This window comes from Streptomyces griseoruber (assembly GCF_001514205.1).
Lineage (GTDB): Bacteria > Actinomycetota > Actinomycetes > Streptomycetales > Streptomycetaceae > Streptomyces > Streptomyces griseoruber.
Map to the genome: position 1 here is coordinate 746,753 of NZ_KQ948765.1, position 25,837 is coordinate 772,589.

Genomic DNA, 25,837 nt, shown 5'->3' on the forward strand with positions numbered 1-25,837 from the left:
CGCGCGGTCCAGGCGGCCGGCGCGGGACTGGCCCTGCTGGGCACCCTGCTGCCGGCGACCGGCTGAGTCAGCCCTCGGGCTCCAGCCGCGCGAGCCGCTCCACCGTCTCCTCGTCCAGTTCCGACAGCGCGACCAGCTGGTCCGAGGTGACCCCGTCCGGGATCGGGACCGGCGCGGGCGTCCGCAGCGGCGGCTGCCAGCCCTCGGCGGGAGTCCAGCGTCGTACGACCTTGGCGGGCGCGCCCGCGACGACGGCGTGGTCGGGCACGGTCCCGCGCACCACGGCCCCCGCCGCGACGACGACGTTCCGCCCGATCCGCGCCCCCGGCAGGATCACCGCTCCGGTGCCGATCCAGCAGCCGGGCCCGATCCGCACCGGCTCCATGCGCGGCCACTGCTTGCCGATGGGCTCGTGCGGGTCGTCGTAGGAATGATTGGTGGACGTCACATAGACGTACGGTCCGAAGTAGCAGTCGCTGCCGATGGTGACCGTCGTGTCGGCGATGACATGGCTGCCGCGGCCGAGGACGACACCGTCGCCGATGCGCAGGATCGGGTCGGGTCCGAGGTCGAGGTCGGGCATCAGACCGGCCGTCAGGGTGACCTGCTCGCCGACGATGCAGTGCGAGCCCATGTGGATCCAGGGTTCGCCGAAGACCGTGCCGAGCGGGAAGGCGAGCCGGGTCGCCGGGCCGATCGAGCCGAAGCGCAGCCTGCCGGGACGCTCGGCGGTCACGGAGCCGGTGCGCTGCACCCACGCCCAGCCCGCGTGGACGGCGCGCTGCAGGAGGCGGCCCCGCCAGGATGAGAACGTGTTCTTGCGCTTCGGCACCCGCTCACCGTACTCAGCGCGCCCTACCGGGATACGGCCCCGGGCCTGTGATCTTCGCCCCACCGGCTGGCGTACGGTACGACGGACACAAGGACATGGGCATGAGGCAAGAGGCGTGAGGAGACGGTGACGGTGACGACGCACAAGGCGCTGATCGTGGGCATCGGCGGCAGGGAACCGAAGGTCGACGCGGAGGCGTTCGTGGCGCCGACGGCCTCGGTTGTCGGGGACGTGACGCTGGAGGCGGGGGCGAGCGTCTGGTACGGGGCGGTCGTGCGCGGGGACGTCGAGCGGATCACCGTCCGCCGTGACGCCAACATCCAGGACAACGTGACCCTGCACGCGGACCCCGGCTTCCCCGTGACGGTCGGCGAGCGGGTGTCCGTCGGCCACAACGCGGTCGTCCACGGCGCGACCGTCGGCGACGACTGCCTGATCGGCATGGGCGCGACGGTCCTCAACGGCGCGGTGATCGGAGCGGGTTCCCTGATCGCGGCACAGGCCCTGGTCCCCCAGGGGATGGAGGTCCCCCCGGGCTCCCTGGTGGCGGGCGTCCCGGCGAAGGTCAAGCGCGAACTGACGGAGGAGGAGCGGCAGGGCGTGACGTTGAACGGCACCCTGTACGCGGACCTGGCCAAGGCCCACAAGGAGGTTCATGAGTGAGGGCGCGGCTCACTCCCCGGCAGGAACCGGTTCCGCTTCCTGCTGTGCCGCCTGTGCCTTCTTGGCCTTGCGCTTGATGACCAGGAACGAGGTGAGCCCGATCAGGACGGCCGCCACCAGCCCCAGGTACGAGAACCTCTTCAGCCAGGACTCCGCGACCACGCCCACGTAGTAGATGACGGCCGTGGTTCCGCCCGCCCAGACGATCCCGCCCAGCACATTGGCGATGAGGAACTTCCAGTACGGCATGTGCAGCACACCCGCGAGCGGCCCGGCGAAGATCCGCAGCAGCGCGATGAAACGGCCGAAGAACACGGCCCACATGCCCCACTTCTCGAAGGACCGCTCGGCGGTGGCGATGTGCCCCTCGCCGAAGTGCTTCGGGAACTTCCTGCCCAGCCAGGCGAGCAGCGGGCGTCCGCCCTTGCGGCCGATGGCATAGCCGATGGAGTCGCCGATCACCGCACCGGCGGAGGCGACCGCGCCGAGCACGACGGGGTTGACACCCGCGTGCTGGGACGAGAGCAGCGCGGCCGAGACCAGGATGATCTCGCCGGGCAACGGGATGCCGAGGCTCTCCAGCCCGATGACCAGACCGACCACGGCGTAGACGGCCGCCGCGGGCACCGTGTCGAGCCACTCCTGGACGTGCACCGGCGGGCCTCCCCTTCGACATTCCTTTTGACATTCTTGAACATCGCCTGCTGCCGGGAAGCCTACCGGTTCGCCCCGGCCCGGCCGGGCCCGTGGTGGAGCGGGCTCCACCACGGACCGGGGAGCAGGGCCCCTCGTGACGGCGCCCCGCGCACGTGATCGTGGTCGGTGAGGACACCAACGCGATCCGCGCAGTGAAGAAGGGACCCCTCCCATGCCCATGACCCGCCCGCCCCGCCGCCGTACCGCCGTCATCGCCTCCGCCGTCGCAGCCCTCGCGCTGACCACCGGCCTGCTCACCGGCTGCGAGTTCGGTGACACGGTCGACTGCCTGTCGAACGCCGACGACATCACGGACAGCATCACGGCGATCAACAAGGCGGGCGCGGACGCGATCGAGGACCCCTCGAAGACGGAGGACTCCCTCGCCACCATCGAGAAGAACCTCGACAAGATCAACGACAGGTCGGACGACGGCAAGGTCGACAAGGCGGTGGACAAGCTCAACCGGGCGATCGAGGACTACAACCGCGACATCCTCGACGGCCGCACCCCGGACTCGTCCGCGGTGGACAAGGCGTCCGCCGAACTGAGGGATGTCTGCGCCTCCTAGCCCTCGCTCAGCTCCCGACGCGTACGAGGGTGGATCTGCGGCGGTCGAGACGGACGGTGGCCGGTGCGGACGCCCTCCGCGCAGTCCCGCCGGTCCGCGCGGGCCAGGGCATCGCCGTCGAAGAGGACGTGTCAAGGACGACGGTGTCAGCGGCCCCCAGTGGGCCCCCTGTGGGCGACTGCCGTCGTCACCTGTGCGACACCGTCGCCCCTGCCCGGACCTGCGCCGACCGGACGGCGTGCAGTGGTCCGACAGGGTGCGGTGGCCCGACAGGGTGCGGCAGCCCGACCGGCCTCGGCACCGCCGCCGTCACCGCACCGGCACCGGCGCGGCGAGCTCCGGCAGCCGCGGCGGCTCATGGTCACCGCAGCAGTCGACCTGGGCGGCCTTCTTCTCGAACTCCCCCGCGGGTGGCGTCGGCCGGGGGCGCGACCGGCGCGGCACCGCGCGGTGCGGGAGGCGTCGGCCCCGTGTCGCGGGAGAGCGGCGGGTCGGCCTGGGGTGCCGGCGGCCGCGGCGTCGCCCCCGCCCCGGAAACCGCCGCCTCGAACTCCCACCGCTGCCCCGTCGAGCCGTCCCGCTGCGCGACGACGGCCTTCGCGCCGGCCTTCCCGGTGCCGGGGGCGACGAGCAGGCCGCCGTCGCGGCGCAGCAGGAGTTCACCGCGCGCGGTCAGGTCGAAGAAGACCTCGCCGGAGTGGACCGCACAGCCGGCCGGCGCGACCGACGCGTGGCCGGGGTCGGCGGCCAGGCAGAGCGCCGGGGCGGCGGCGCCGCGCAGCGGCCCGTCGTCCTGGTACGACCACTGCTGGGAGGCGGCCGAGGAGCAGACCGCCAGCACGGCCGCCGCACCGGACTCGGCCCTGCCGCCCGCGACGTCGAGGCAGTGTCCCGTCGCCGGGCTGCGCAGCCGGCCGTGGGCGGGCGCGGCGGAGCGGGCGGCGGAGGCGGCCGGAGGGGAGCCGGAGGACGAGGGTTCCTCGTCGCCGGGGGTGCGGACGCCCGGGGTGCCGGTGCCCGGCGTGCCGGTGCCCGGCGTGCCGGTGCCCGGCGTGCCGGTGCCCGGCGTGCCGGTGCCGCCGGCCGGGGCGCCCCAGGTGGCCCGGGGCCCGGGGACACCGTTGTCGTCGGACCAGCTCTTGGCCACGAGGACGGTCGCCAGCAGGGCGAGGGAGGTGAGGCCGACGAGGACGGCCTTGGGACGCCGGCCCGGCAGATCGAGCAGGCCGTTCGGCACGACGCGATGCCGGCCCGTCGGGCGGGCCGCAGCGGTCGGCCGGGACGGACGGGCGCCGGACGCGAGACGGGCGGGGCGCGAGTCGAGATAGCGGTGCGCGCCCCAGGAGAGCACGGTCTCGGCGAGCAGGGTGTCCAGTCCGCCGTCGAAGTGGCTGAGCTGTTCGGCGGCGTGCCGGCAGTAGCGGCACTGCGCGAGATGCCGGCGGACATCGGGCAGCAGCGTTCCCCCGCGACGCAGGGGAACGTCGAGGAGACGGTTGTAGAAACGGCATTCGGCGGTGGGCGCGAGTTCCCGGTGGGCGCGGACACAGCCCGCCCGGAATTGCTCGCGTGCCTGTTCCAGTCCGGCCGTCGCGGTGAGATCGTCGACGCCCAGCAGACCGGCCGGTACGGATAGGGGTTCCGCTTCCACCTCGGCGTGCCACAACAGGCATTGGGAGGCGGCGGGAAGCAAGGAGAAAGCACGTTCGGCGAGTTGCCGCCTTTCGGGGGTGACCGGCCGGACGGCGCGCAGTCCGCGGCCGCCGACGGTTTTGCGCAACTCCGGCAGGACGGCGGCGAGTCCTTCGGTCCCGGCCCATTCCCGGACCGTGTTCCGCACGGCGACGAGGAGTTGGGGCCGCAGCGCGCCGCCGCTGTGCCCCTTGGCGAGCCGGCCGAACACCGTGTGGAACGCGGCGGCGGCCACCAGCCGCGCCGATTCCCCGGAGTCGGCCAGGCAGACGGCCGCGTAGTCGTGGGTGGCCCGCCAGTGGCGGGCGAGCAGCAGGGCGACCGCACGGCCGGTGTCGCCCCGGGCCAGCCGGGACGCGAGATGGGGGTCGGAATCGCCGGGAGGCCAGCCGGGGCGGGGCGGGTAGGGGGGTCGCGGGGGGTTCGGGGATTGCACGGAACCAATTCCTTCCAAGCCGACGGACCGCCCGCGAATAGTGCGGCCGCCGGAAAGCAGGTGCCTGATTGGTGCGTACCTTCGGACCGGCCGGGTGGGGGAACCGATTCGGTCCGCGTAAGGGGAGGCTCACCTTCGCACACACGTCTCACGGGAAACAAGGAGTTCGATCGACCACAGTTCAAAGCGAGGGAATTCCAGAAAAGTTACCGCCGGTATCCGTACCCGCATTCGACATCCGTCCCGGACGGTCCGGCTCAACTTGTGAACGTGCAAAGGCTGTTGCCACACGGAATCTTCAACTTCTCGACGAGAGCCGATTCCCGGCCGGTACCGAACGCCGCACAGGAATCTCCCAGGGGACTCCCGGGGTTCTCCCATCCCCTTCGTCCACCCTGATCGTCATGAGTACCCCCCACTCCGCACCCACGGTCCGCAAGGCGGTCGTCCCGGCGGCGGGCCTCGGCACCCGCTTCCTGCCCGCGACGAAGGCGACCCCGAAGGAGATGCTCCCGGTCGTCGACAAGCCGGCCATCCAGTACGTCGTCGAGGAGGCCGCCGCGGCCGGTCTGGACGACGTCCTGATGGTCACCGGCCGCCACAAGCGGGCCATCGAGGACCACTTCGACCATGCCTTCGAGCTGGAGCAGGCCCTGGCCGCCAAGGGCGACACCGTCCGGCTGGACGCCGTGCGCGACCCGGCCCGGCTCGCCGACATCCACCACATCCGGCAGGGCGACCCGCTCGGCCTCGGCCACGCGGTGCTGTGCGCCCGCCACCATGTCGGCGACCAGCCCTTCGCCGTCCTTCTCGGCGACGACCTCATCGACCCGCGCGAGACCCTGCTCAGCCGGATGCTGGAGGTCCGCGACCGGTACGCGGGCAGTGTCGTCGCCCTCATGGAGGTCCCGCCGGAGCAGGTACACCTCTACGGCTGCGCGGCGGTCGAACCGTCCGGCGAGGACGGCGTCGTACGGGTCACGGGACTGGTGGAGAAGCCCTCGCGGGAGGCGGCGCCGAGCCGGTACGCGGTCATCGGGCGCTATGTCCTCGACCCGGCGGTCTTCGACGTCCTGGAGCGCACCGAGCCCGGGCGCGGCGGCGAGATCCAGCTCACCGACGCGCTCCAGGAACTCGCCGCGGACGGCACGGTGCACGGCGTGGTCTTCTCCGGCCGCCGCTACGACACCGGCGACAAGGCCGACTACCTGCGCACGGTGGTCCGGCTGGCCTGCGACCGGCCCGACCTGGGACCGGAGTTCACAGCCTGGCTGAAGGAGTTCGTGGCGGACCTGGAGACCGGCGCGACGGGCGCGAAGGGCGCGGGCAACGGGGACGGCCGGGACGGCAAGGGCGGCTCCGGCAGGGAGCGGCTGGCGGCCTGAGCCGGCTCTACGACCTCGGCAACCTCTACGACCTCGGCGACCTCGGCAGCCGACCACCGGTCCGCACCGCTCAGCCGTTGGGACGCAGGGTCCATACGACGGTCATCTCGCCGGTGACCGCACCGTCGGCGCGCCGGATCTCGATGGCCACCGGGAACTCGGGGCGCTCCCCCGCGTCCAGCTCGGCGACGACCTCGGCGGCCGGGCGGCCCAGGGTCGCGGTGGCGGTGACCGCGCCCATCGCGAGCTTGCGGTAGGCGATCTCGGCGCGGACGGCGAGCGGCACGGCGCGCGAGAGCTGGTCCCCGAACGCGGCCAGCACGATCGCACCGCTGGCGGACTCGCCGAGCGTGAACATCGCACCGGCGTGCGGACCGCCCACGTGGTTGTGGAAGTCACCCTGGTCCGGCAGGGCGACCACGGCCCGGTCCCGGCCGGTCTCCACGAACTCCAGGTTGAGGGTCCGGGCCATGGGCACGGTGGCGGCGAGCATCTCGCCGATGGACATCTGGTCTGCGCTCATGCCGCGATGTTACCCATGAGTAGCCTAACTGACCAGGGCCGGCGCGAGCGGGGTCGAGCCGACCGGCTCCTGATGCGGTACGGCCCCGTTGACGGGCGGTGACCACACCGTGTCCCGGACGGCACTAGGGTTTCAGGCCATGTGGCCAGGAAATCAGCCGCCCGGGGGAGAGCAGAACCCGCAGGCGCAGAACAATCCGTACCAGCAGCCGGGATACCAGCAGCCGAATCCTTACCAGCAGCCCGGCTACCAGCAGACCGGGCAGCCGGGGCAGCCCGGCCCCCCGCAGCCCAACCCCTACGGGCAGCAACCCCAGTGGGGCGCCCCGACGGCCGTCGGCGGACCTCAGCCCGCACCCGGGGGCGGCGGGGGCGGCGGCGACCGCACGAAGCTGGTCGCGATCATCGCCGCCACGGCCGTGGTCGTCGCCGCCGGTGTCACCGGCTATCTGGTGCTGGGCGCCAAGGACGACGGCAAGGGCGATGTGGCCAAGGGCAGCGCGAGCCCCTCGGCGTCCGCGTCCGCCTCCCCCTCCGTGTCCGCCGGCACCGACGACAACCCTCGTGACAACGAGGAGGAGAAGGCGACCGTCCCGGGCTGGAAGGTCGTGGTGAACCCGAAGTGGGGCCTCGCCTTCGACGTGCCCGCGGACTGGGAGGTCGAGAAGCCGGGTGTCGGCCGCGGCTTCGAGTGGGAGGACAAGAAGGAGCCCAGCGGCTACGGCTCGATCCTGATGTCGGGGGTGGCCGAGTACAAGTCCAAGTGGTGCGGCACGGACAGCGACAAGGACGGCAAGACCGACTACACGGCGCTGGCGATGGTCGGCACCAAGGGCGCCGAGGGCGCCAAGAACACCGACGAGATCGCCGTCAACACCCCGGCGTGGTGGGTCTTCGGCGGCTACACCGAGCCGGACAAGAAGAGCCTCACCTTCGACGAGAAGGCGACCCCGTTCACCACCGCCTCCGGCATCGAGGGCAGCTACGCCTGGGCCCAGTCGTCGAACACGCCCCAGAAGGGCAAGTGCGACAGCGACGGCAAGGCGATCACGTTCGGTTTCAAGAACTCCAAGGGCGACTACGTGTCGTGGAACTGGTTCGGGGCCAAGGGGGTCAAGGACGAGGTCCCGAAGGCGACGGTCATGCAGATCCTGAGCACCGTGCGCTGGCACGGGGAGCCCACGGCGAACTGAGCGGGCGGCCGGACCCCCGGGGTGTCTCCGACGGGTAATCCGTTTGGCGTACCGGGGGCCGGGCGGGGATAGTCGGCCGGTGACCCCATCCGCCGACACCCCCCGCCGCCTGCGCAAACCCGCCTGGGCGGGCCGCAACTACAGCCTGCTGACCGCCGCCGCGTTCGTGACGAACCTGGGCAGCCACGGCGCGCTCGTCGCCGCCGCGTTCGCCGTCCTGGGGTCGGGCGGCGACGGCGGTGACGTGGGGCTGGTGGCCGCCGCCCGCACCCTGCCGCTGGTGCTGTTCCTGCTGATCGGCGGCGCGGTCGCCGACCGGCTGCCCCGGCACCGGGTGATGGTCGCCGCCAACGCCCTGAACTGTCTCTCGCAGGGCGCCTTCGCGGCCCTCGTGCTGCTCGGCGAGCCCCGGCTCTGGCAGATGATGCTGCTGACCGCGCTGGGCGGCACCGGCCAGGCGTTCTTCTCACCGGCGGCCGAGGGCATGCTGCTCTCCTCCGTCCGGGGCGAACAGGCCGGGCGGGCGTTCGCGGTGTTCCGTATGGCGATGCAGGGCGCGGGCCTCGGCGGCGCCGCCCTCGGCGGCGCGCTGGTCGCCGTGATCGGCCCCGGCTGGGTCCTCGCGGCGGACGCGGCCGCCTTCGCGCTCGCGGGCTCCCTGCGCTCCCTCCTCGACGTACGGGACCTTCCCGCGCGCGAAGCGGGCGGCGGGATGCTCGCCGACCTGCGGGAGGGCTGGCAGGAGTTCAGGAGCCGGCCCTGGCTGTGGGGCATCGTCCTGCAGTTCTCCCTCGCGAACGCCGTCGTGGCCGCGGCGGACTCGGTCTACGGCCCCCTCGTCGCCCGCGACCACCTGGGCGGAGCGGGCCCCTGGGGACTGGCCCTGGGCTTCTTCGGCGCCGGCACGGTGGTCGGCGCCTTCCTGATGACCCGCTGGAAACCCCACCGCCTCCTCCTCGTCGGCACCCTCTGCGTCTTCCCCCTGGCCCTCCCCTCCGCGGCCCTCGCCGTACCGGTGCCGATCGGCGCCCTGTGCGCGGTGATGTTCACGACCGGGGTGACGCTGGAGGTGTTCGGGGTGTCCTGGATGACCTCGCTGCACCAGGAGATCCCCGAGGACAGGCTCTCCCGCGTCTGTGCCTACGACTGGTTCGGCTCGGTGGCGATGGTTCCGGTCGCGACGGCGCTCGCGGGCCCGGCCGAGTCCGCCTTCGGCCGCACGGCCGCGCTGTGGGGGTGCGCCGCTCTGGTCGTCGTGGTCACGGCGGCGGTCCTGTGCGTGCCGGACGTACGGAACCTGACCCGACGGGGTACGAGGCCGGTGACGGGTGGGAGCGCGGCCGTGGACAGCGAACCGGAGGGCGGCCGGAGTGCGGTGCGCTGAGGCCGGCCGTCTCAGCCGATGCCGAACGCCCCGTCCGGTGGCTCGGGGGACGGTACGGCGTCCTCGTCCCGGACCGGACGCGCGTCGCCGATGAACCGACGTACTCCGGGGCCGTGCTCCACCCGGGCCGGGAACGCGTCCGAGGCGGTGCGGCGGGCCAGCGCGGTCACGTCGACGGGGTGGTGCGCGGCGACGAGGACCGCGTTGCCGAACCGGCGGCCCCGCAGCACGGCCGGCTCGGCGATGAGTACGAGCTCCTCGAACACGGCCGCCAAGGTGGCCAGTTGGGAGCGCAGGAAGCCGAAGGGCGCCGCGTCGGCGAGGTTGGCGAGGTAGACGCCGTCGCCGCGCAGGACCCGGCCGGCCTCCCGGGCGTAGGCCAGGGAGGTCAGGTGCGCGGGGACCCGGGAGCCGCCGAAGACGTCCGCCACCAGCACATCGGCCGAGTCCGCGGGCGCCGCCTCCAGCCAGGCGCGGGCGTCGGCCGGGTGCAGTGCGACACCGGATCCGGCCGGCAGCGGCAGCTGCTCGACGACCAGTTCCAGCAGCCCCCGGTCGGCCTCGACGACGTCCTGCCGGGACCCCGGCCGGGTGGCGGCCACGTACCGGGGCAGGGTGAGCGCCCCGCCCCCGAGGTGCAGCACGTCCAGGGGCCGTCCGGGCTCCGCCACGACGTCGAGCACATGGCCGAGCCGCCGCGCGTACTCGAACTCCAGGTGCTCCGGCTCGTCGAGATCGACGTACGACTGCGGCGCCCCGTCGACCGTCAGCAGCCAGGCCCGCTCCCGGTCGACATCGGGCATGAGCTTGGCGGTGCCGTGGTCGACGACGCGGCTGACGGGTATGGACTCCACCTGTTCATTGTGCCTGGTGGGCAGCGTGCCCCCGAACGGGCGCGGGGCACTGCGCGACCGGCCACGAACCGGCCGGGCAGTCTCCCACCCGCATCAGCCACCCACCTCAGCCCCCCTCACAGAACGGACGTCACGGTCCCCGCCCCCACGGTCCGCCCGCCTTCCCGGATCGCGAACCCGAGCCCGGCCTCCAACGGCACGTCCCGCCCCAGCTCGACGGTCATCGCCACCCGCTCCCCGGGCCGCGCCACCGCCGCCTCCCCCAGGTCCACGTCCCCGACGACGTCCGCCGTACGGATGTAGAACTGCGGCCGGTACCCGGTGGAAATCGCGCTCGTACGACCGCCCTCGCGCGCCGACAGGACGTACACCTGCGCGGAGAACCGCCGGCGCGGGACGACACTCCCCGGCGCCGCCACGACATGGCCCCGTCGGACGGCGTCCCGGGGCACGCCCCGCAGCAACAGCGCCACGCTGTCGCCGGCCTGGGCCTCCTCCATCGGCTTGCCGAAGGTCTCGATCCCGGTCACCACGGTCTCCACGCCGGCGCCGAGTACCTGGACCGGGTCCCCGAGGCGGAGGGTCCCCCGCTCGACCGCACCGGTGACGACGGTCCCCCGCCCGGTGATGGTGAGCACGTTCTCCACGGACAGCAGGAACGGCGCGTCCAGATACCGCTCCGGCATCGGCACATACGTGTCCACCGCGTCGAGCAGCGCGTCGACCGACGCCGTCCAGCGCGGGTCGCCCTCCAGGGCCTTCAGCCCCGACACCCGTACGACGGGTGCGGCGTCACCGCCGTAGCCGTGGGCGGTGAGCAGGTCGCGGACCTCCAGCTCGACGAGTTCGGCCAGTTCGTCGTCGGCCCGGTCGGCCATCGTCAGCGCGACGACGATGTGGTCGACGCCCACCTGCCGGGCGAGCAGCACGTGTTCGGCGGTCTGCGGCATGATCCCGTCGAGCGCGGAGACGACGAGGATCGCCCCGTCGAGCTGTGCGGCGCCGGTGACCATGTTCTTGACGTAGTCGGCGTGGCCCGGCATGTCGACGTGCGCGTAGTGGCGGGTGTCGGTCTCGTACTCGACGTGCGCGATGTTGATGGTGATGCCGCGGGCGGCCTCCTCGGGGGCGCGGTCGATGCGGTCGAAGGGCACGAAGGTGCCGGCGCCGCGGTCGGCGAGGACCTTGGTGATGGCGGCGGTCAGGGTGGTCTTGCCGTGGTCGACGTGGCCCATGGTGCCGATGTTGAGATGCGGCTTGGTGCGTACGTACGCGGTCTTGGGCATGGCGGTACCTCGAAGCGTCTGCGTGGAAGATCTCCGATGGGAGAGGGGACCCCGGGAACCGGCCGACCCTCCCCCTGCGGGGTCCGCCGGACGATCCGGGGAGGGTCAGCTTCGGGCGCCGTCGAAAACGGCCGGGTACGGCGGGACGGCAGCCTTCGGGGCATCCGCGACGGCGGATGCTGTGATGACGAAGGCGTACCGGAACATGGTGCCGATCCTCGCCGATGGTTCGTTCGGCGTCGAATGGTTTTCGGGCGGGGGAGAGGGGTGCGGTTGCGGGGAGCGGGCTCGCCGCGGCCGAGTGGTGGGAACGGCTGCCGAGGAAGTACGGGCGCAGGCGGACGAGTTGATCCTGCGGGCCGCCGTCCTCCAGGCGGTGCGCGTCGTTCCGCAGCGGCGGACAGCACGGCGCGGGGCGCGCGACCGGCCGCTCGCGCTGACCGCCCGCGCGGCCCGTGCCGGTCCGGACGTCTGTTTCCTCCGGTCCGCAGGAGGGCCGACCCTCGCCCGGTTCGTCGACATCCACCTCACGGAGACCCGGCGCGGCACCCTCCGGCACCAGGACTAGCCCATGGCGCCGATGTTCTTGAGCGCCTCACGGACCGTCAGCGGCGCGAACCGGCCGCGCTCGCGGGCGAGGAAGGCGCGGACGGCCGCCGGGTCGGTCTTGGCGTACTCGCGCAGGCACCAGCCGATCGCCTTGCGGATGAAGAAGTCCGGGTGGCCGGACTGGCGCAGGCAGTAGGCGAAGAGGCGTTCGGTGTCGGTGCGGTCCTTGTAGCGGAGCTGGTGGAGCAGGGCCGTGCGGGCGACCCAGAGGTCGTCGTCGGCGATCCAGTCGTCCATGGTGGCGGTGAGCCGGGGGTCGGCCTCGACGAGGGCGCCGACGACATGCGCGGCGAGCAGGTCGACCGTGTCCCACCAGGAGGTCGTGGTGATCAGCCGGTGGGCCACGGGGAGGAACGCCGACGAGCAGCGTCCGGCGTGCCGGCGCAGATAGTCGACGGCGAAGTAGTGGTACTCGCGCTCCGGCAGGGCCCAGCAGCGCAGGGCGACGGCCGTGCAGTCGGCCTCGGCGGGCCGGGGCGTGCCGGCGAGGACGGTCCGGGACAGGGCGCGGCGCTCGGGGGTGGGCAGGCCCAGGAAGGGGGCCACGTCCTTCATGTACGCCCGCATGGCGGCGGCCCGGGCGGGGTCGGCCGCGCCCGCGTACACGGCGGTGAGGCGTTCCAGCACGGTGTCGGCGAGGGCGCTGCGCGGTACGTCCGTGGTGCCCGCGCCGGTGACGGTCATGAGACGAACCATACGGCGATCACACATGTCCGTCGGTTACTGTCGCGGGATGCTCGATGCCACCACCCGCTCTGGGGGCACCGCCGCGGCCACTCCCCGGGCCGCCGCCACGGAGCTCCTGCTTCCCGTGCCCCTCGTCACCCCCACCGCGCCCGCCCGTCCCCTGGCGCGCCTCGGCAGAGTGCTGCTGTCGCCCTGGTCGCGGTTCTCGCTGCTCGTCGCGCTCCTCGCGCTGGCCGGTTCGAGCGTGCTGCTGTTCGAGCCGCAGAGACTCCTCGCGGACGGCTGGCCGCCGCAGGTGGGCGGGGTGACGGCCGCCGTGGTGTTCGCGGCGGCGTACGGGCTGTGCACGGTCGCGTTCGTGCCCCGGCCGCTGCTGAACCTGGCGGCGGGGGCGGTGTTCGGCTCGGCCGTCGGGCTCGGTACGGCCCTGGCGGGCACCGTGCTGGGCGCCGGGCTCGCCTTCGGCCTCGGCCGGGTGCTCGGTCAGGACGCGCTACGGCCCCTGCTGCGCGGCCGGCTGCTGAGGGCGGCGGACGGTCAGCTGAGCCGGCACGGGATGCGGTCGATGCTGGGGGCGCGGCTGTTCCCGGGGCTGCCGTTCTGGGGCGTGAACTACGCCGCGGCCGTCTCCCGGATGCGCTGGACGCCGTACCTGGTCGCGACCGCGCTGGGCTCGATCCCGAACACGGCCGCCTACGTCGTCGCCGGGGCCCGGGCCTCCACCCCGACGTCCCCGGTCTTCCTGATCGCGCTGGCCTCGATCGCCCTGCCGACGGTGGCGGGCGCGGTGGTGGCCTGGCGCAAGCGCCACCATCTGCGCCGCCGGTAACCCACCAGCCGCGCCGCCGGTGGGCCCTTACACCGACTCCAGGATCATCGCGTTGGCCAGCCCGCCCGCCTCGCACATCGTCTGCAGGGCGTAGCGGGCGCCGCGCTCGCGCATCGCGTGGACGAGGGTCGTCGTCAGACGGGTGCCGCTCGCGCCGAGCGGGTGGCCGAGCGCGATCGCGCCGCCGTGGACGTTGACCTTGGCGAGGTCGGCGCCGGTCTCCTGACGCCAGGCCAGGACGACACTGGCGAACGCCTCGTTGACCTCGAACAGGTCGATGTCGTCGAGGCGCAGTCCGGCGCGGCGCAGCACCTTGTCGGTCGCCGGGATCACGCCGGTGAGCATCAGCAGCGGGTCGGAGCCGGTGACGGCGAAGCTGTGCAGCCGGGCGAGCGGGCGCAGGCCGAGGCGGGCGGCGGTCTCGGAGGAGGTGATGAGCACGGCGGAGGCGCCGTCGTTGACGGGACTGGCGTTGCCCGCGGTGACGTTCCACTCGATCTGGGGGAAGCGGGCGGCGAACACCGGGTCGTGGTAGGCCGGCCTGAGTCCGGCGAGGATCTCCGGGGTGCTGCCGGGCCGTACGCTCTCGTCGCGCGCGACGCCGTCGAGGGGGGCGACCTCGGCGTCGAAGAGGCCCTGCTGCCAGGCGTCGGCGGCCCGGTGGTGGGAGGTCGCGGCGAAGGTGTCCATCTGCTCGCGGGTGATCGACCACTTGGCGGCGATGAGTTCGGCGCTGATGCCCTGCGGGACCAGTCCGTCGGGGTAACGCTCGGCGATCCCGGGGCCGAAGGGGTCCTTGCCGGGCGGCACGTTGGACCACATCGGCACCCGGCTCATCGACTCGACCCCGCAGGCGACGACGAGGTCGTAGGCGCCGGCCAGCACACCCTGCGCCGCGAAGTGCACGGCCTGCTGGGAGGAGCCGCACTGGCGGTCCACGGTGGTCGCGGGGACCGTCTCCGGGAAGCCCGCCGAGAGGGCGGCGTAGCGGGTGGTGTTCATGGCCTGCTCGCCGACCTGGTCGACGGTGCCGCCGATGACGTCGTCGATCAGCGCGGGGTCGACTCCGGAGCGCTCGACGAGGGTGCGCAGGGTGTGGGCGAGGAGTTCGACGGGGTGGACGTGCGCGAGGGAACCGTTCGGCTTGCCCTTGCCGATCGGGGTGCGTACGGCTTCGACGACGACTGCGTCACGCATGGGCGGGCCTCCGCGACTACCGGTGAGTAGGAAATCCGAACTCACCATAACGCGGCGAGTTTGAAAAACCAACTCACCAGAGTCCGCTTTTCCAACCCTCCCCTAGACTGATCGGCATGGCCGCCTCCCGGAGCTCCAGAGAACCGCGCCCCTGCTCGATCGCGGACGCCCTCGCCCTCGTCGGCGAGAAGTACTCGCTGCTCGTCCTGCGGGAGGTCTGCCTGGGCAACGGCCGCTTCGACCAGCTGGTCCGCAACATCGGCGCCCCGCGCGACGTCCTGGCCACCCGGCTGCGCCGGCTCGTCGACGCCGGGATCCTCACCAAGCAGGCCTACAGCGAACGCCCGCAGCGCTTCGAGTACCGGCCCACGCGGGCCGGGCTGGAACTGGAGCCGATCCTGATGACCCTGATGACCTGGGGCGACCGCCATCTCCGCAAGGACACCGGCCGTCCGATGGTGATCGAGCACGTCTGCGGCCACGAACTGCTCGCCGTGGTCACCTGCACGGCCTGCGGCGGTGTGGTGCACCACGAGGACCTCACCGCCCATCCGCAGGCACCGGGGTGGACGGTGACGGGTCCGACGGCGGCCTAGCGTCCGGCCGACCGGTTCACGCGTGCGCGTGGCAGAACGCGCGCACGGCCCGGTTGAAGCTTTCCGGCGCCTCCAGGGCGGGCGCCGCCCTCCGGAGAAGGCCTCGGACCCGGGCGCCCCCCCGGACCCCACCTCACACCCGCGCGGCGCTCCCGGACCAGACCGCACACCCGCGCGGCGCTGTCCGCGAGGTCGAAGACCGTCTCGCACCCGGCGCACGTCCCCCGGCCGAACAGGCGGGTCACCCACCCGGCCACGGCGTCCTGGCCGGCCCGGAGGGCCATCGCGTGCCGCCGCGCGCCGATGCCGGTCAGTGCGGCGGGGTCCGCCGGAGGGAACGCGGCCGCGCAGTCGTCCGGGTACTCCCCCGGCATGACCTCGGTGAAGGCCTCGCACCGCGGGCACGGCACCCCCTCGCAGGCGAGCAGGAGGCGCGAACCGCCGATCCCGTCCTCCTACCTGCGCCGGTCCTCCGGCTCGGCCTCGCCCACGATGAACCCGGCCGGCGAGACCGCGTCGCCCCGGTCGCCGGCCGACCGCCCCGTGACCACGTCCGCGAGCCCGCAGGCGTGGCCGAGCGTCGCCCCGTCGGTCGTGGGATGCGTCATGGCCGGATGACGCACCGGCGAAAAGACGTCAGCCCTGCGAGTACACGTCCAACCGCCCGCACATCCCGAACTTCCCGTGCCAGGAGGGCTGTTCGGCCCGCACGACGGCGTCGGCGAGGTGAGCGGCATCGCCCCGCGCCAGCCGGTCGAGCTGCTCCCCCGTGGTCTCGGCCGCCGCCCGCGCACCGCGCCGCCAGCGTTCGCGCCACTCGTCGATCCGGGGCCGTACGAGCGCGGCGGCGGCCCCGTGGAAGGCGGCCAGCCCCTCGGGGGCCTCCCGCAGCGCGCGGTACCCCTCCAGGGCGAGGTCGCGCCGGGCCAGGGCGATCCGGGCCTGCTCCTCCTCGGGGGCGTCGGCCGGGACCGTGGTCGCGGCGGCGTACGCCTGCGGGTCGGCCAGGTACTCCGGGGGCAGGGTGAGGACCGCGTCGCCCGCCTCCGGGAGGCCGCTGTTCTGCATCAGCACGGTGATGCGCAGATCGCCCTCGTTGACCAGCCGGTGGATCGTGCCCGGCGTGAACCAGGCGACGGTGCCGGGCGCGAGGGGCGTGACCTCGTACCCGGACGCGGTCAGCGTCTGGACCGCGCCCCGGCCGCCCGTCACGACGTACCCCTCCGAACAGGCCAGGTGCATATGGGGGGTGCCGCCGTGCAGACCGTCGGCGGCGGGCCAGTCGTACACGCACAGGTGCGACAGCGCGACCCCGCCGGGCAGCCCGCCGTACGCGCTCACCACGGATGGGTCTCCAGGTACTTGGCGATCTCCTCCCGCTCCCAGGCGCCGTCGGCCACGACCACGCGGTAGCGGCGGGCGAGGGTGTCGCCCGGGGCGAGTTCCAGCTCGTCGAAGAAGGCCCAGGACGGGGCGATGCCCGCGAAGGGCTCGTTGCGGACGAACCAGTGCGCGGGGTGGCCGCCGTGCGCGCCCGCGTGGTCGTTCTCCGGGGCGTGCGCGAAGACGACGGTGGCGTGGCCGTCGGTGCCGTCGTGCTCGCCGGAGAGGGCGAGCCAGGGGCTCTGCGAGGCCATGAGGTCGGGGCCCTCGCCGTCGGGGCCGATGATCCGGCCGTCGCGGAAGGCGCGCGGTCCGCGCCAGAACAGGCCGGTGTAGCCGGCCAGCTCGCGTCCGGCGGTGGTCGGGCTGCCGAAGCGCAGCGGCTCGTCCCGCCGGTTGGTGATCGCGCTGGTCCAGGTCAGCGCCCACGACCCGGACTCGGCGTCCACGTCGTGGATCTCGATCCGGCGGGTCTCCTCGGCCCACAGCTCTCCGCTGTACGGGTGCCAGGTCAGTCGCTCGGCGATCACGGCGCGTCCCTCACCGGCGGACACCTCGTCGAACCCGACGTGGGCCATCGAGCCGACGCGCTCGGGGATCGCGACGTACCCCTCGCCGTGGATGTACGAATTGCCGCCCCACAGGTTCGCGCCGGAGAGGTGCGAAGCCGTCAGCGACAGCCCCTTGTGCCAGCGGTGGTCGTTGGGCCGGTAGTCGGTGACGACGTCGCCCGCGAGGGTGCGCAGCGGGTGCAGGTACGGCCTGGACGCCTCCCAGGCCGCCTCCGGCCGGTAGACGTAGGCCAGCAGCTCGACGCCGGTGGCCGGGTCGGTCACCGTGATCCGGTCGCCGTGGGCGTGGACGAGACGCAGGTCGCCGCTCATGCGGGCACCTCCACGTCCACCGGGGCCGTGCGGGGCGCCCAGCCGGGGGCGCCGCCGTGCAGGGCGGTGTAGTACGGGTCGCCGGGGCCGATCTCCCCGCGCCGAACCGTGGTGTCCGTGAAGGCGGACTTGTACAGCGAGGTGATCAGCTCCAGGCTGGTCCGCCCGTCGGCGCCGCTGCTGCGCGGCCGCTCACCGGCGCGCATGCTGGCGACCAGCTCCCGCAGCTGCGCCAGGTGCGAGCTGGGCACGTCCGTGCCGAAGTCCTGCCAGGCGGCCACCTCGTCGCCGGTCGCGTCGGGGGCCGGGGTGATGCGCCAGTCGGCGTTGGAGTGGCCGTAGAGGTGGGTGAGCTCGACGGTGGCGCGCTCACAGTCGATACGGATGCGGCTGACCTCGTCGGGGCTCAGCACGCTGTTGACGACCGTCGCCATCGCGCCGTTCTCGAAACGGAGCAGGGCCGTCGACACGTCCTCGGTCTCGACGTCGTGGACGAGCCGCCCGGCCATGGCGCGCACCTCGCTCCACGGCCCGAGGATGTCGAGCAGCAGATCCATCTGGTGGATCCCGTGGCCCATCGCGGGACCACCGCCCTCGGTCTGCCAGCGGCCCCGCCAGGGCACGGCGTAGTAGGCGGTGTCGCGGTACCAGGTGGTCTGGCAGTGCGCGACGAGCGGCCGCCCGAGGGCGCCGTCGGCGAGCAACCGCTTCACGTGCCGGGTGCCGGAGCCGAACCGGTGCTGGAAGACGATCGAGGAGTACGGCCCGTGCTCCGCGCCCTCCTCGGCCTGTACGGCGTCGTAGTCGGCGAGGGTGGGCACCGGCGGCTTCTCGCACCACACCCAGGCACCGGCCCGCAGCGCGGCCACGCTCTGCTCGCGGTGCAGGGTCGGCGGGGTGCAGATGGTCACCAGGTCGGGGCGCTGCTCGGCGAGCATCCGCTCCAGGTCGGTGTAGGCGTGCGGAACCCCGCCCTCCGCGCAGAACGCCTCGACCGCCGCGGCATCGATGTCAACGGCCGCGACCACCTCGGTCTCCCCCTCGGCGGCGAGCTGCTTGAGGGCCGAGAGATGGGAGCCGCGCCCGATGGCACCGGTCCCTACGACGGCGGCCCGGACCGGACGGCCGGAGAGCGGTGTGGTGGGGGACATGGGCGTGATCAGCACTCCTCCGAGGTACGGCCCGAAGGACCGGTGAGCGGCAAACGGAGCAGCAAGCACGCTCAGCAAGCGCTTTCCGCTCGGCAGCAACGTATGCGGCGCCCCTGGGGCCGGTCAACCATCCGCGCCTCTCCTCGCCTCCCGTCGAGGGGACGACTGTTCCGACCGGCCGGAGTGGGCCGGGGCGACGAAGGGGGGCGGGAGCCTGCGGGAGCGTTGGCCGGGGAGCCGCACGGATCGGCGGGCGGGGGTCGCACGGAGCGAACGTCGGGAGCCGGGCGGATCGGCGGACGGGAGCCGGGCGGATCGGCGGACGGGAGCTGCCCGGGCCGATCGCCGGGAGCCGGTCAGACCGACCGTCGGTCCCTCCGCCCGACCAGACGGTCGGCACATTCCCGACGACGGGCCGCCAGACCTCCGCCGCCCCACCGTCAGTACCCGGCCCGGGCCGGCCACCGGAACATCACGGAACCGGCCGGCTGCTCGCTCTTCCCCGGCCCGGCTCGACGGGCCGCCCGCTCCCCCCTGCCCCACTCACCGACTCCCATCCCCTGCCCCGTGCCCCGCACCCCGCCCGTGCCGTCAGCCCCCTCCCCCGGCGCCTACGAAACCCCTGTGGTGGGGCTGTCTCCCGGGACCGCTACGCTTCCCCCTGGCACACCCTTGATCACCGCGCGCGGGCGGCCGTCGCCCGTCGCCTCGCTCCGATCGGCGCTTGGACTCCTTAACCTCATGTCTTGGTTTGAATCGCTCATCCTCGGACTCGTCCAGGGGCTGACCGAGTTCCTCCCCGTCTCCTCCAGCGCACATCTGCGGCTGACCGCAGCCTTCTCGGGCTGGAAGGACCCCGGCGCAGCCTTCACGGCGATCACTCAGATCGGCACGGAGGCAGCGGTGCTGATCTACTTCCGCAAGGACATCGGGCGGATCATCGCCGCTTGGTCGAAGTCCCTGTTCGACAAGACGATGCGCAAGGACCACGACGCCCAGATGGGCTGGCTGGTGATCGTCGGCTCGATCCCGATCGGTGTGCTGGGCCTCACGCTCAAGGACCAGATCGAGGGCCCGTTCCGCGATCTGCGGGTCACCGCGACCATGCTCGTGGTGATCGGCATCGTCATCGGCATAGCCGACCGGCTGGCCGCACGTGACGAGACGGGCGGAAAGCACCGCGCGCCCAAGCAGCGCAAGCAGCTGGAGAACCTGGGCGTCCGGGACGGTCTGATCTTCGGTCTCTGCCAGGCCTGCGCGCTGATCCCGGGCGTCTCCCGCTCCGGTGCCACCATCAGCGGCGGCCTGTTCATGGGCTACAAGCGTGAGGCGGCGGCCCGTTACTCGTTCCTGCTCGCCATCCCGGCCGTCCTGGCCTCCGGGACCTTCGAGGTGAAGGACGCGCTGGAGACCGGCCATGTGGCGTGGGGTCCGACGCTGTTCGCGACGGTGATCGCGTTCGCGTCCGGTTACGCCGTGATCGCCTGGTTCATGAAATTCATCTCCACCAAATCCTTCATGCCGTTCGTCTACTACCGCGTCGCCCTCGGCGCCGTGATCATCGCCCTCGTCGCGACCGGCGCACTCAGCCCGCACGCGGCGGAGTCGGCGGGCTGAGTCAGGCCCGGCGGCGGCCCGTCCGGAAGATCTCCGAACTCCCGGGCGGAGCCGTCCGGTTGATCGATCAACCGTGACCAAGCCCATAACGGTTCACGTAGCGGGGGCATAGCGCGCTGTCAGTTGCGCCCCCTACGCTGACAGCCATGTCCCCCAATTCTGATGCCCCTGGTTCCGTGCGGTCCGCTTCCGAGGTGAACGAGCGGATCCGGTCCTTGTGGCTGCGCGCGGGCGGCTCGCTGTCGGCCCAGGAACGGGCGGAGTACGAGCTGTTGGTGGTGGAGTGGGCAGCGGCCATCCGCGGAGAGATGGTCAAGGCGGCCTGAAGGCCGGCCCGGGGCAAGGCCGCCGGGCCTCACCCGGCGACCACCGGGGCCGGCGCTCCCTCGGGCTCCCCGCCCTCCTCTTCCTGCGGCGCCTCCGGCTCGGTGAGCTGCTCCCGTACGTAGTTCCAGACCACCCCGATCAGTGCGGCGACCGGAACGGCGAGCAGACTGCCCACGATCCCGGCGAGACTGCCGCCCAGCGTCACCGCGAGCAGGATGACCGCCGCGTGCAGACCGAGCCCCCTGCTCTGGATCATCGGCTGGAACACATTGCCCTCCAGCTGCTGCACCACCACGATGATCGCCAGCACGACGAGGGCGTCCGTCGGACCGTTCGACACCAGCGCGATGAGAACGGCCACGAAACCGGCGAACAGGGCCCCCACGATCGGCACGAACGCGGAGACGAACGTCAGCACCGCCAGCGGCAGCACCAGCGGTACCCCCAGGATCCACAGGCCCAGACCGATGAAGACGGCGTCGAGCACACCGACGAGCGCCTGGGAGCGGACGAAGGCGCCGAGGGTCTCCCAGCCGCGCAGGGCGACGATCGGGACGTCGGTGGCGAACCGGCCGGGCAACTGGCGGGTGAGCCAGGGCAGGAACCGCGGGCCGTCCTTGAGGAAGAAGAACATCAGGAAGACCGCCAGGACCGCGGTGACCACGCCGTCGACCACCGTGCCCACTCCCGAGGCGACCGTGCCGACCACACTGCCGACGCTGCTCTGAACGCGGTCGACCGCCGCGTCGAAGGCACCGGCGATCTGCTCGTCACCGATGTTCAGCGGCGGCCCCTCGGCCCACTCGCGCACCCTCTGCATACCGGCGACCACCCCGTCGGTCAGCTCACCGGACTGCGAGGCGACCGGTACGGCGATCAGCGCCAGGATGCCCAGCACGACCAGGACGAACAGCAGGGTCACCAGCGACGCCGCGGCAGCCGGCCGCCAGCCGCGCCGACGCAGGAACCGGGTCGGCGGCCAGGTGAGAGTGGTGAGAAACAGGGCGACGGTGAGCGGCCACACCACCGACCACATCCGACCGAGCACCCACAGCGCCACCGTGAGCATCACGAGGACCAGCAGCAACTCACCGGAAACACGCGCCGATCCACGCAGCGCGGCGCGGCTTCTCGCGGAACTCAGCGGGGCAGACATGCGATCACCCTATGGCCGGCCTCGGCACCCCCTGTGACCAGGGCCCGACGGGCCACCTGTGCAACGGCTCGGCACAGTGCCGTACTGCACGGATCGGGGATGTCTGGTCAGCCGTCGGCGCGGTGAGCACAGCGCTCGGAACCGTCGTCGTCATCGCAGTCCCGAGCGGCGAGTCCGGACCGCCCGAGCGTTTCGATCCGGCCCACCGCTGTCCGCCCCGGGCATGGAACACCGTCGAGCCCTTGAAACGTGCTGTAGTACGCCTACTGGCGCGGCATGCGAGGCAACGGGGCGGGAGGATCGTGTTGATCGTCTGGGTGAACGGTGCGTTCGGCAGCGGGAAGACCACGCTGGTGGACGAGTTGCGTCCGCGCTGGCCCGAGGCACTGGTCTACGACCCGGAGATGGTCGGCTTCGTACTGCGGAAGATCGTGGAGGTGCCGACCGGCGACTTCCAGGACCTGCGGCTGTGGCGGCGTCAGGTCGCCGACCTGGCGGTGGGGCTGGTCGAGGAGTACGGCCGCCCGCTCCTGATTCCCATGACCTTGGTCAACCCCGGCTATGTGAGCGAGATCTTCGACGCGTTGCAGAACGCCGGCATCGAGGTTCACCACTTCTTCCTCAAGGTCTCCCGGCAGGAGCTGGAAAAGCGCATCGAGGGCCGCTCCTTCTGCCCTGACGATCCCGAACGGGACGAACAGATCCGGAGCTGGGCCAAGCACCGGATCGCACCGTGCATGGCCGCGGTGGACACCCTGCCCACCAGCACCGTGTTCCTGAACGGCGCACTGCCCCCGCGAAACCTGGCCGACCAGGTACTGGCCCGCGTGTCCGTCCCGCCCCGCGCCGTTGGGCAGGGTGCGACGCCGTGATCGACCTGTCGGTCTCGCGGTGCGCGCCACTCAGCCGTCGTGTCGGGTGGAGAGCAGCCACCGCCAGCGTCGGCGTTCCGTGACAAGGGTCGTGACCGCCAGGAGGGACACCAGGACTGCCGCGTAGGTGGGCCACACCACCCATGCGGCGATCGTGGCGGCGGCGAGCTGGAGCAGCACGAGCAGGATGGTGACCACGCCGGGAACGGGAACGATCACCTGTGCCTTGTCCCCCGGAGTGGAGAAAACGGTGGGCAGGCCGACCAGTACCACCACGGCCACGACAGCGAGCGGCCACGAGTGGGTGGACAGGGCCCACGGAGTCGCGACCCAGGCGACGAGTTCAGCGGCGAAGCGCGGGACGGAGGCGATGCGGTCGTCCGGCTTCTCCATGTACGTCCCCCAGGCTGCGTCGGCCGTCAGCGGGAGATCGTACGACAGGCGACTACCGGTTTCCAGCCAGACGCCGTAGCATCGCGATGGCACGCGGGATCGTCAACTCACCTTGTTGACAGGCCTGTTGGGGAACGGCAGCACGCGGTGGGAGTGACGATGGGGGCTCAAAACCTGTGGGATGAGATCCCGGCCACCGTGCCGGGCGCGGCGGCTCGGCGGCAGCTCGGCGCCGCCCGGTACGCGTTTCGCACACAGACCAGCTCGGTGGCCTGGTGGGGCTCGTTCATGCTCCTCCTGGTCACGGGGTTCTGCGTGATGATGGTCTTCGTCATCAGTGACGAGAGTGAGTGGACGAACGCGATCCTCTTCATCATCCTCGGCGGGTGCGCCTTCCTCGGGGCGGTCGCCGTCCCCCTGGCCGCACGGTTCAGACCGGTCGCCTGGTGTGCCGTCTTCGACCACGGCGTCGTCTACCAGTACGGCTCGCAGGCACCGATCGCCGGGGCCTGGGACGAGATCACCGGATGTCAGCGACACGCGACGGACCTCGTACGCAACGGGGTCAAGATGTCCACCACGTACTCCGTGTACGTCCAGATGCAGGCCGGCAACTTCATGGTGTCGGGTGACACGCCCGGCGCGCAGGAGATCGGCTCCCTGATCGCGAACGGCTGGGCCGCGGTCCAGAACCGGATCGCGGAAGAGGACGCCACGGCCCGACTGGCCGAACTCGCCGAGGTGTTGCAGGCCGGTGGGCGAGTGGCGTTCGGTCCGTTCACGGTGGGTCCGGCCGGACTCGAACACGGGGGAACTGTCCTGGACTGGAGGAGGATCAGCGAGGTCGAGCTGATGGGATCGACCATCTGCGTGGTGATCACCGGTGAGCGCAAGCCGGTGCGGGAGCCGGTCTCCGGCGTGCCGGACCCCGTTCTGTTCCTCACCGTGGCGGACGCCTTGCGGCGGGCTGCGCGGCAGCCCGGCTGAGTGAGATGCTGATCCACGGGAAGCGGCCGTCGCTCCGTCGACGGCGGCGCTACGCTCCTGTGCCGTGCGGAAGACGCGTCTCGACACCGCTCGGATCCGGGCGGCACGCCGGGTGATCGACCCGGTCTTTCTCGACAGTCCGCTGTACCGCTGCGAGGCGCTGGAACCCGCCCTCGGGTGCGCGGTGAGCATCAAGCTCGAAACGGCGAACCCGGTCCGCAGCTTCAAGGCCCGCGGCACCGAGGTCGTCGCGAGTCTGCTCGCCGACAGTGACGCGCGAGCCGTGGTCTGCGCCAGCGCGGGCAACCTCGGCCAGGCCCTCGCCTGGTCCGGTCGTGGCCGGGGGCTCGACGTCACCGTCGTGGCATCGCGCTTCGCGACTGCGGCCAAGCTTGACCGTATCCGCGCACTGGAGGCCAGGCTGGAGCTGGTGGACGGCGACCACGAGCTGGCTCGCGAGCGGGCGGCGGCCCTCGCACGGTACGAGGGCATCCGGCTGCTCGAAGACAGTCTGGACATCGAGACCTGCGAGGGCGCGGCGACCATCGGCCTGGAACTGGTGGACACCGCACCGTCGTTCGACACCGTCCTGATCGCCCTCGGTGGCGGCGCGCTGGCCACCGGCGTGGGTCATGTGGTGAAGGCCTTGGCACCCGGGGTCGAGGTGATCTGCGTCCAGCCGCTGGGCGCACCGGCGATGACCCACTCGTGGCGCCAACGGCGCGTCGTCACCACCGACTCGACCGAGACCATCGCGGACGGCGTCGCCGGCCGGTGTCCCGTCCCGGCCGCCCTGACCGACCTGCTGCTGGTCGCCGACGACGCCGTCCTGGTCCAGGAGGCGTCGATCATCACCGGTATGAGGATGTTCCTCGACCACGCCGGCCTCGTCGTCGAACCGTCGGCCGCGCTCGGCGTCGCGGCGATCCTCGAAGACCGTGACCGCTTCGCCGGCCGACACATCGTCACCATCGTCTGCGGGAGCAACGTTGACGTGGACGCCTATCACCACTGGGTCGGTGCGGCTTCGCTGTGAACCCGGTGAATGTCGCCGTTCGCCGCACGCCCCCTTGGCTCAGGAGCGTGGATGCCCAACACTCGGCCCATGACGCAGCGTGTGGAGCTCGCCACGGTGATGGATCGGCTGGCCGTCGACGGACTGGTCACCGAGTACGCGGTGGCCGTGGACGACGGCGACTGGGCGGCGTACCGGGAACTGTTCACACCGGACGGACGGGCGGACTACCGTTCGGCGGGCGGGATCGAGGGGGACGTCGGCAGTGTCGCGGCGTGGCTCGCGGAGAATCTGCGCCTGTTCTCGATGCGGCAGCACCTCATCGTCAACCGGCGCGTGCGGTTCGGGGTCCGGGAGCAGGACGCGGGCGACACCGCCCGGGTCGGCGCCGACTACGTCAATCCGATGCGGTTGGCCGGTCACGGGGACGAGGGCGGGGCACCCGACTTCGTCTGCGGGGGGCGCTACTCCTTCGGGCTGCTGCGCACGTACGACGGCTGGCGGTTGCGTGAGGTGGTCGTCGAGGAGAAGTGGCGGCGCCTGCCGACGGCGTGACGCCGGGCGCGCCCGAAAGCAGCCTGTCGGAGATCGTCCGTCGGGGCGCACACTGGAGGGCACCA

The 25,837-nt window shown here is 72.4% G+C and carries 28 protein-coding genes; 14 read left to right on the plus strand and 14 right to left on the minus strand.

Features of this window, described 5'->3' with window-relative positions; genetic code table 11:
• Positions 1 to 67: 67 nt before the first annotated feature.
• The gene (locus AQJ64_RS11630; protein WP_055638107.1) at positions 68 to 832 is read right to left on the minus strand and encodes an acyltransferase; all 765 of its coding nucleotides are present in this window, start codon (positions 830 to 832) and stop codon (positions 68 to 70) included.
• Positions 833 to 964: 132 nt separating this feature from the next.
• Between AQJ64_RS11630 and AQJ64_RS11635 the strand changes: the two genes are divergently transcribed.
• On the plus strand, positions 965 to 1,495 hold the full coding sequence (locus tag AQJ64_RS11635; RefSeq protein ID WP_055638116.1) for a gamma carbonic anhydrase family protein: 531 nt from the start codon (positions 965 to 967) through the stop codon (positions 1,493 to 1,495).
• Positions 1,496 to 1,504: 9 nt separating this feature from the next.
• Here the strand turns inward: AQJ64_RS11635 and AQJ64_RS11640 are convergent, their stop codons facing one another.
• Positions 1,505 to 2,149 (minus strand): DedA family protein, encoded by a 645-nt coding sequence (locus AQJ64_RS11640; RefSeq protein WP_055638106.1) that lies wholly within the window; start codon positions 2,147 to 2,149, stop codon positions 1,505 to 1,507.
• A gap of 214 nt (positions 2,150 to 2,363) precedes the next feature.
• Between AQJ64_RS11640 and AQJ64_RS11645 the strand changes: the two genes are divergently transcribed.
• Positions 2,364 to 2,762 (plus strand): hypothetical protein, encoded by a 399-nt coding sequence (locus AQJ64_RS11645; protein ID WP_059202601.1) that lies wholly within the window; start codon positions 2,364 to 2,366, stop codon positions 2,760 to 2,762.
• A gap of 361 nt (positions 2,763 to 3,123) precedes the next feature.
• On the opposite strand, the gene AQJ64_RS11650 is transcribed toward AQJ64_RS11645, so the two are convergent.
• Positions 3,124 to 4,890, minus strand: coding sequence for an RICIN domain-containing protein (locus AQJ64_RS11650; protein WP_059202602.1), 1,767 nt, complete (start codon positions 4,888 to 4,890; stop codon positions 3,124 to 3,126).
• Positions 4,891 to 5,294: 404 nt separating this feature from the next.
• Between AQJ64_RS11650 and galU the strand changes: the two genes are divergently transcribed.
• Positions 5,295 to 6,275 carry a UTP--glucose-1-phosphate uridylyltransferase GalU gene (galU, locus tag AQJ64_RS11655; RefSeq protein WP_059202603.1) on the plus strand — a complete coding sequence of 327 codons (981 nt, stop codon included), beginning with the start codon at positions 5,295 to 5,297 and terminating at the stop codon, positions 6,273 to 6,275.
• Between the two features lie 70 nt (positions 6,276 to 6,345).
• On the opposite strand, the gene AQJ64_RS11660 is transcribed toward galU, so the two are convergent.
• A complete protein-coding gene (locus AQJ64_RS11660; protein WP_055637426.1) occupies positions 6,346 to 6,783 on the minus strand; it encodes a DUF4442 domain-containing protein in 438 nt (145 codons plus the stop codon).
• A 154-nt stretch (positions 6,784 to 6,937) separates the two neighbouring features.
• On the opposite strand from AQJ64_RS11660, the gene AQJ64_RS11665 reads away from it, so the two are divergent.
• Both AQJ64_RS11665 and AQJ64_RS11670 read left to right on the plus strand, forming a co-directional pair.
• Entirely contained in the window at positions 6,938 to 7,990 is a 1,053-nt protein-coding gene (locus AQJ64_RS11665; protein ID WP_055637425.1) for a DUF8017 domain-containing protein, read from the plus strand.
• Between the two features lie 79 nt (positions 7,991 to 8,069).
• Positions 8,070 to 9,374 (plus strand): MFS transporter, encoded by a 1,305-nt coding sequence (locus tag AQJ64_RS11670; protein WP_055637424.1) that lies wholly within the window; start codon positions 8,070 to 8,072, stop codon positions 9,372 to 9,374.
• Between the two features lie 11 nt (positions 9,375 to 9,385).
• Here the strand turns inward: AQJ64_RS11670 and AQJ64_RS11675 are convergent, their stop codons facing one another.
• Complete coding sequence (locus tag AQJ64_RS11675) at positions 9,386 to 10,177, minus strand: spermidine synthase (protein ID WP_055637428.1); 792 nt, start codon at positions 10,175 to 10,177, stop codon at positions 9,386 to 9,388.
• Positions 10,178 to 10,344: 167 nt separating this feature from the next.
• Entirely contained in the window at positions 10,345 to 11,514 is a 1,170-nt protein-coding gene (gene tuf / locus AQJ64_RS11680) for an elongation factor Tu (protein WP_055637423.1), read from the minus strand.
• A gap of 184 nt (positions 11,515 to 11,698) precedes the next feature.
• On the opposite strand from tuf, the gene AQJ64_RS11685 reads away from it, so the two are divergent.
• Positions 11,699 to 12,082 carry a hypothetical protein gene (locus tag AQJ64_RS11685; protein ID WP_162252549.1) on the plus strand — a complete coding sequence of 128 codons (384 nt, stop codon included), beginning with the start codon at positions 11,699 to 11,701 and terminating at the stop codon, positions 12,080 to 12,082.
• Here the strand turns inward: AQJ64_RS11685 and AQJ64_RS11690 are convergent.
• Positions 12,079 to 12,807 carry a DNA alkylation repair protein gene (locus tag AQJ64_RS11690; protein ID WP_055637421.1) on the minus strand — a complete coding sequence of 243 codons (729 nt, stop codon included), beginning with the start codon at positions 12,805 to 12,807 and terminating at the stop codon, positions 12,079 to 12,081. The two genes, AQJ64_RS11685 and AQJ64_RS11690, sit on opposite strands and share 4 nt — an antisense overlap.
• Before the next feature lie 49 nt (positions 12,808 to 12,856).
• On the opposite strand from AQJ64_RS11690, the gene AQJ64_RS11695 reads away from it, so the two are divergent.
• On the plus strand, positions 12,857 to 13,639 hold the full coding sequence (locus tag AQJ64_RS11695; RefSeq protein WP_055637427.1) for a TVP38/TMEM64 family protein: 783 nt from the start codon (positions 12,857 to 12,859) through the stop codon (positions 13,637 to 13,639).
• A 27-nt stretch (positions 13,640 to 13,666) separates the two neighbouring features.
• On the opposite strand, the gene AQJ64_RS11700 is transcribed toward AQJ64_RS11695, so the two are convergent.
• Positions 13,667 to 14,836 carry a thiolase family protein gene (locus AQJ64_RS11700; protein WP_055637420.1) on the minus strand — a complete coding sequence of 390 codons (1,170 nt, stop codon included), beginning with the start codon at positions 14,834 to 14,836 and terminating at the stop codon, positions 13,667 to 13,669.
• A gap of 116 nt (positions 14,837 to 14,952) precedes the next feature.
• On the opposite strand from AQJ64_RS11700, the gene AQJ64_RS11705 reads away from it, so the two are divergent.
• On the plus strand, positions 14,953 to 15,432 hold the full coding sequence (locus AQJ64_RS11705) for a winged helix-turn-helix transcriptional regulator (RefSeq protein ID WP_055637419.1): 480 nt from the start codon (positions 14,953 to 14,955) through the stop codon (positions 15,430 to 15,432).
• Between the two features lie 455 nt (positions 15,433 to 15,887).
• On the opposite strand, the gene AQJ64_RS49000 is transcribed toward AQJ64_RS11705, so the two are convergent.
• From AQJ64_RS49000 to AQJ64_RS11720, 4 genes are read right to left on the minus strand one after another with little or no spacing between them, the layout of a single operon-like run.
• Positions 15,888 to 16,040: a hypothetical protein gene (locus tag AQJ64_RS49000; RefSeq protein ID WP_157881118.1), complete on the minus strand. Its 153-nt coding sequence runs from the start codon at positions 16,038 to 16,040 to the stop codon at positions 15,888 to 15,890.
• Between the two features lie 28 nt (positions 16,041 to 16,068).
• A complete protein-coding gene (locus tag AQJ64_RS11710) occupies positions 16,069 to 16,776 on the minus strand; it encodes a cupin domain-containing protein (RefSeq protein WP_055637417.1) in 708 nt (235 codons plus the stop codon).
• The gene (locus AQJ64_RS11715) at positions 16,770 to 17,699 is read right to left on the minus strand and encodes a DUF6807 domain-containing protein (protein WP_055637416.1); all 930 of its coding nucleotides are present in this window, start codon (positions 17,697 to 17,699) and stop codon (positions 16,770 to 16,772) included. The genes AQJ64_RS11710 and AQJ64_RS11715 overlap by 7 nt, the downstream gene beginning before the upstream one ends.
• The gene (locus AQJ64_RS11720; RefSeq protein ID WP_099054093.1) at positions 17,696 to 18,850 is read right to left on the minus strand and encodes a Gfo/Idh/MocA family protein; all 1,155 of its coding nucleotides are present in this window, start codon (positions 18,848 to 18,850) and stop codon (positions 17,696 to 17,698) included. Before AQJ64_RS11720 ends, AQJ64_RS11715 begins: the two co-directional genes overlap by 4 nt.
• Positions 18,851 to 19,591: 741 nt before the next feature.
• Here AQJ64_RS11720 and AQJ64_RS11725 point away from each other — a divergent pair.
• The gene (locus tag AQJ64_RS11725; protein WP_059202604.1) at positions 19,592 to 20,467 is read left to right on the plus strand and encodes an undecaprenyl-diphosphate phosphatase; all 876 of its coding nucleotides are present in this window, start codon (positions 19,592 to 19,594) and stop codon (positions 20,465 to 20,467) included.
• Positions 20,468 to 20,613: 146 nt separating this feature from the next.
• Positions 20,614 to 20,793, plus strand: coding sequence for a hypothetical protein (locus tag AQJ64_RS45570; RefSeq protein ID WP_079061590.1), 180 nt, complete (start codon positions 20,614 to 20,616; stop codon positions 20,791 to 20,793).
• Between the two features lie 29 nt (positions 20,794 to 20,822).
• Here the strand turns inward: AQJ64_RS45570 and AQJ64_RS11730 are convergent, their stop codons facing one another.
• Positions 20,823 to 21,950: an AI-2E family transporter gene (locus AQJ64_RS11730; RefSeq protein WP_055637214.1), complete on the minus strand. Its 1,128-nt coding sequence runs from the start codon at positions 21,948 to 21,950 to the stop codon at positions 20,823 to 20,825.
• A 305-nt stretch (positions 21,951 to 22,255) separates the two neighbouring features.
• Here AQJ64_RS11730 and AQJ64_RS11735 point away from each other — a divergent pair, with 305 nt between their 5' ends.
• Positions 22,256 to 22,822, plus strand: a complete 567-nt coding sequence (locus AQJ64_RS11735) for a P-loop nucleotide/nucleoside kinase family protein (protein ID WP_055637213.1) — start codon at positions 22,256 to 22,258, stop codon at positions 22,820 to 22,822.
• Positions 22,823 to 22,852: 30 nt separating this feature from the next.
• On the opposite strand, the gene AQJ64_RS11740 is transcribed toward AQJ64_RS11735, so the two are convergent.
• On the minus strand, positions 22,853 to 23,215 hold the full coding sequence (locus AQJ64_RS11740; protein ID WP_055637212.1) for a hypothetical protein: 363 nt from the start codon (positions 23,213 to 23,215) through the stop codon (positions 22,853 to 22,855).
• A 159-nt stretch (positions 23,216 to 23,374) separates the two neighbouring features.
• On the opposite strand from AQJ64_RS11740, the gene AQJ64_RS11745 reads away from it, so the two are divergent.
• The 3 genes from AQJ64_RS11745 to AQJ64_RS11755 all read left to right on the plus strand — a co-directional run bounded on the left by AQJ64_RS11745 (position 23,375) and on the right by AQJ64_RS11755 (position 25,772).
• Positions 23,375 to 24,202, plus strand: a complete 828-nt coding sequence (locus AQJ64_RS11745) for a DUF6585 family protein (protein ID WP_055637211.1) — start codon at positions 23,375 to 23,377, stop codon at positions 24,200 to 24,202.
• Positions 24,203 to 24,266: 64 nt separating this feature from the next.
• Positions 24,267 to 25,238: a threonine ammonia-lyase gene (locus tag AQJ64_RS11750; RefSeq protein ID WP_055637210.1), complete on the plus strand. Its 972-nt coding sequence runs from the start codon at positions 24,267 to 24,269 to the stop codon at positions 25,236 to 25,238.
• Positions 25,239 to 25,307: 69 nt separating this feature from the next.
• Positions 25,308 to 25,772, plus strand: coding sequence for a nuclear transport factor 2 family protein (locus tag AQJ64_RS11755; RefSeq protein ID WP_055637209.1), 465 nt, complete (start codon positions 25,308 to 25,310; stop codon positions 25,770 to 25,772).
• Positions 25,773 to 25,837 lie beyond the last annotated feature (65 nt).